Below are 5131 nucleotides of genomic sequence, written 5' to 3' on the forward strand. Positions count from 1 at the left end.
AGTGGGAAGACCACCTGGGCGGAAACCAACTTCGCTTCGGGCCAAGTTGTGTCCTCAGATGCGCTCCGGGCGGCCGTCGGTACCGGGCAACACGATCAAAGGGCGTCGACGGACGCGTTCGCGGTACTCGAGTCGATTGTCGATGCCCGCTTGAAGCGCGGTCTCGTAACGGTCATCGATACTCTTGGTCTGAACGCCGAAGACCGCCAACGTTGGCGAGACAAGGCCACCGCGGCCGAAATGCCCTGTATCGCCATCGTCTTCGACGCCGACGCCAAGACCTGCAAGGACCGCAACAAACGTCGTGGTCGCAGTATCCCCCCCAACGTCCTCGATGGCCAGATCGCCCGTTACTCAGAAACCCGACCGCTCCTCGAAACGGAGGGGTTCGCAGCCGTGTACCCGGCCAAGGAAGTACTACCCGTATCCTTGGGAGGTTGGTCACCGGAGAGGGCATCGCCCACCAGAGGACTGCGATTCGGGTTGCAGGTGTCGAACTTCGAGTGGGGGGACGTATCGACGCCGGGCACCCTCGCCGCCATCGCCCGACGGGCCGAAGCGGCCGGCTTCGCGAGCCTCTGGGTCATGGACCATTTCCGCCAAATCCCCCAGGTCGGCCCTGCCTGGAGCGACATGCTGGAGGCGTACACCACTCTCGCCTGGCTGGCCGGTGTGACCGATACGATCAGGCTCGGCACCCTGGTCACCGGACTCACCTACCGCAACGTAGGCTTGCTCGCCAAGATCATCTCCACGCTTGATGTCCTCTCGAGTGGGCGGGCGATCTGCGGCATCGGGGCTGGATGGTTCAAGCAGGAACATGAGGCGTACGGGTACGGGTATCCAACTGACCGGGAACGCCTCGACCTGCTCGAAGACGCGTTACAAGCCCTCCCAGTGCTGTGGGGTTCCGGAGCCAAATCGTTTGAAGGCAAAGCCATCAGCATTCCTGAAGCGATGTCCTACCCGCGACCGGTTCAGGAACACATACCGATCCTGGTGGGTGGGAGCGGTGAGAAGCGGACCCTCAAGTTGGTGGCTCAGTACGCCGACGCCTGCAACCTGATGGGCGATCCGGAGGCAGTTCGCCACAAGCTCTCGGTGCTTGATGCTCACTGTGAGACTGCCGGGCGTAATCGGGCAGAAATCGAAGTTACTCATCTCTCCCCGGCGTTTGTCTATGCGACCAAACAGGAGCTTGAGTCCGAAGCTTCCGCCATGGGCATGGATGTCGAAACGCTGTTGGGTCCGTTCTCCGGAGGGACCGTTGACGACAACATCCACCGGTTCAGCCAATTGGCCGAGGCCGGCGTGGAAACCGCCATCGTGGCGATCGCCAACCTGCATAGACCCGGATCGCTGGAGAGCTTCGCCGAAGTCATCGACAAATTCTCCATTTGATCAGCCAGCGATTTCAAACGTGACTCGCCGGTTGGCGGCCCGCCCTTCCTCCGTGGCATTGGTGGCGATTGGTTCGGTATCGCCATACCCAATCGATTCAAGCGAATTGGTCACGCCGGCGGTCAGCAAGTAGAGAACGACCGCCTCGGCACGGGCTTGGCTCAAGGCCAGGTTGTAGTCAGGCTCCCCCGTCGAGTCGGCATGCCCCGCCACGACGACCGGATAGGACGGATGGTCCGCCAGATAGGCGGCGATGACATCAAGTCGTTGGAGGGCTTGGGGCTCAAGCTCGGCGCTGTTGTAGGCAAAGAGCAAGTCGGTGCTAACCGAAAAATCGGCGAGCTGCGTTTTTACATCAGCCCGCTCGGGATCGAAGATCGGTGGTAGCTCGCCATTCAATCCCCAGAAGACACCGATGAGGACGGCAGTGGCGATGATGAGCGCCAGAACCAGAACGATCAGGCTGACGATCCGCTTCTTGATCCACTTGAACCAGGTCGAATACCTCACGTTTGGCGCCGGAAGGTCAAGGTCACATGGTCCGTTTGCCACTGCATTCGAATGTCGCTTGAGAAGTGCACGTCGGCGCCGCTCCACATCGGTTCAAGAACCACGTCCTCGACCGCCATCCACTCCTCAATCGCTGGTATTTCGGAAGCACATACCACCGCGCTCGCCGTTACCTCGTCGGGGACGAGCGTCATACCATCGAACTCATAGCGCCCCGTGAAGTCGTTGCACGGACCCTGACCGCGCATAACCCCACCTCTCGCGAAGTCAACCCACACTGCCGATCCCGTTTCGGTTTGAAATGGCAACCCCTGCTCAAGCGGCAGGAAGACCCCGTCGACAGCTACGGAATCCAGCAGCCAGAGTCCCTCGATGAGTGCTCGATCGGCGCCGCTACAGGCGCTGAGAGTCAATAGGAGTGTCAGGCTCGCAACCAGATATCGAAGCGAGGCGATTTCAACTCACCCGCGCCAACTCGACCGGGATGCCGTTCAGCCGGGCGTTCCCGGAGAGCGGGTCGACGGCCGTGCGGTTTGACAGCACGTTGGAGTTCACCCCGGGGCGTCTCGCCGCCACGGTGAGACGGGCTTCTGGGTCGTCGTGGCCCCAACCGTGCGGCAAGGACACGACGCCCGGCATCATGTCATCGGACAACTCGACCGGTGCGCGGATCTCACCGGCGTCCGACCTCACGGAAACCGACTCACCGGCCGCCACGCCGAGGGAATCGGCATCGGCTGGATGCATAAGCAGCGTGCAGCGGTCTTTGCCTTTCACCAACACCTCGATGTTGTGCATCCATGAGTTGTTGGACCGAAGTTGGCGACGCCCCACCAAGACAAAGGTGTCGGGGGAGCCGTCAAGAATCGTGGCGAGTCGGGGTAGATCGGCCAGGAACTGGGGAGGGGCGAGATGCACCAGGCCATCGGGGTTGGCCGAGGCGGTAGGCAGACGAGGCTCAAGCGCCCCGAGATCGATGCCGTGGGGATTGTCGATGAGCTTTTGCAGACTCAGACCGTCCGGGTTGGTCCCGAATCCGTCCCCATGCGGTCCGGTCCGGAGGCGAATATCAAGGATGCGTTGCGGCCCGGTAAACCGCGAGACCTGATCCCAGGCGGTCACTTGATCGGTTCCGAACGCCGGAGAGGCGGGGTTGGTCAATGCTCTCGCCAGCAATGCAGCTGCCCCGGCTTCATCCATCTGTTCGACACTCAGATCGGTGCCTTGAATCGCCGCGGCGAGGCCGAGGAGGATCTCCCACTCGGACAGATGACCCTCAGGATTTTCGAACGTCGGTGGCGAGTAATTGGCGGTATTGCGCACCATCAGCGAGGTGAAGGCCACATCGAAGTGAGCCCGCTCCAGAACCGAAGGCGGCGGTAGGACGACATCGGCATGGCGGGCGGTCTCGGTGAGATACACATCCACCGCCACCATGAACTCGAGTCGGTCGAGCACTGCTTCAACCCTTTCAGAATCAGGAATCGAGCGGGCCGGGTTGCCCCCGACGACGAGTAGCGCTCGCACTTGACCCTCGCCGAGCGTTTCAATCTCATCGACGAGCGCGGCCGACGGCATTTCGCCGCGGACCTCTGGATAGTCACCAACCCGGGACCGGTAACGGCCGATTTGGAAACCCCGCCCTCCGGCTTGCGCCTTGGGGGTGACGATGGCGGCCAACGGGAACATCGCTCCACCTGGTGCGTCGAGATTACCGGTGACCGCGTTGAGAAGATCTGCCAGCCAGGAGGCCAGCGTTCCGAACTCGGTCGTATGGGTGCCCATCCGACCATAGGCAACCGAACTCGGCGCGTTGCTGAACTCGGCGGCAATCCGGCGGGTTACGTCACCGGGAATACCCGTCGCGGCAGCGACCGACTCAGGGGTGAAGATGGCCAGCGCTGCTTTCGCCTCAGCAAGTCCGGTCATGAAGTCGGGCAGGTCCGAACCTCCAGCTTCAAGCACAGTGGTGACGAGCGCCGCCAACCAGGCGGCGTCCGACCCAGGGCGTATGAAAACGTGCTCGTCCGAGGCCTTGGCGGTCTTGGATCTGCGGGGATCGACGGTGACGATCTTGCCACCGCGGTCCTGGATGGCTTTCATCCGGCCAGGCCAGTCGGGCGCCGTGGCGAGTGAACCGTTCGACTCGTACGGATCGGCACCGAGCATGAGGAGGTAGTCGGTCCGGTCGATGTCGGGCACCGGGATCAGATCCGGGTTGCCGAACATGGCACCACTCGAAACATGCTTGGGCATCTGGTCGACCGTCGACGCCGAGAACACATTCGGGCTGCCAAGGGCTTTGAGAAGGGGGCGTAAGTACAAGCTGCCGGCCAGGTTGTGGACGTTGGGATTACCGACGTAGGCAGCCACCGCCGGGGCGCCATGCTCGTCGATGATCCGCCGGATACCTGCGCCCGCCGCAGCGATAGCCTCGTCCCAACCGACCTCGACAAACTCACCGTTTCTCTTGATGAGCGGTTGGCGGAGCCGGTCCGGGTCCTCGTGCAGACGACCGAGCGTTGTGCCTTTCGGGCAGATGAATCCCTTCGAGAAGACGTCGTCTTGGTCACCCCGGATGACCTTGACGGAACCGCCTTCGATGGTGAGTTCCAACCCGCAGGTAGCTTCACACAGCGGGCACGTCCGAATCGAGGTGGTCGTCATGCGCCAACGGTAGCGAGAATTCGCTCCCGACGACCGTTCTGAGGGCCCCAGCACCCACGATCGGGCGTTGGAACCCCGGGTTGAACCCTGGGTTCGAGCGCCCGTTATCGGGTGGTTGAGCCCCCAGTTCCCCTCGTCGAGCGCAGGAGTTCGCTTGGTAAGGTGTCGGTATGGATTTTGGCGTCTACATCTTCCCCACCGACACGACCATGCAGCCGATCGAACTGGCCAAACGAGCTGAGTCTCACGGGTTTGAGTCACTCTGGTTTGCCGAGCACAGTCACATTCCCATCGACCGCACCACTCCCTGGGGAGGCCGGGTTGGGGCTCCTCCCCTCCCCGAGCACTACTGGCGGACCCACGACCAATTCGTCGCCCTGGCCGCCGCGGCGGCCGTCACAACAACGCTCAAGCTCGGCACTGGCATCACTCTCGTCGCCCAGCGCGACCCGATCTGGCTTGCGAAAGAGGTCGCCTCTCTTGACATGATCTCCAACGGCCGTCTGCTGTTCGGCATCGGATACGGCTGGAACAAGGAAGAGATGGCCAACCA

At 62.2% G+C, this 5131-nt stretch carries 5 protein-coding genes; 2 read left to right on the forward strand and 3 right to left on the reverse strand.

The annotated features are described in order from the left end of the window. Positions 1-1401 (forward strand): TIGR03560 family F420-dependent LLM class oxidoreductase (locus JJE47_04730; GenBank protein MBK5266720.1); only part of this gene is annotated, 1401 nt, incomplete at its 5' end. Here JJE47_04730 and JJE47_04735 read toward each other — a convergent pair. From JJE47_04735 to JJE47_04745, 3 genes are read right to left on the reverse strand one after another with little or no spacing between them, the layout of a single operon-like run. Continuing rightward, a complete protein-coding gene (locus JJE47_04735; protein MBK5266721.1) occupies positions 1402-1911 on the reverse strand; it encodes an OmpA family protein in 510 nt (169 codons plus the stop codon). Further along, positions 1908-2324, reverse strand: a complete 417-nt coding sequence (locus JJE47_04740; protein MBK5266722.1) for an META domain-containing protein — start codon at positions 2322-2324, stop codon at positions 1908-1910. Before JJE47_04740 ends, JJE47_04735 begins: the two co-directional genes overlap by 4 nt. Before the next feature lie 43 nt (positions 2325-2367). Further along, positions 2368-4578, reverse strand: a complete 2211-nt coding sequence (locus tag JJE47_04745; protein ID MBK5266723.1) for a molybdopterin oxidoreductase family protein — start codon at positions 4576-4578, stop codon at positions 2368-2370. A 170-nt stretch (positions 4579-4748) separates the two neighbouring features. On the opposite strand from JJE47_04745, the gene JJE47_04750 reads away from it, so the two are divergent. Continuing rightward, positions 4749-5131: LLM class flavin-dependent oxidoreductase (locus tag JJE47_04750; protein ID MBK5266724.1), on the forward strand; the 383-nt coding region annotated here is incomplete at its 3' end.

It is taken from the genome of Acidimicrobiia bacterium (assembly GCA_016650365.1).
GTDB lineage: Bacteria > Actinomycetota > Acidimicrobiia > Spongiisociales > JAENVV01 > JAENVV01.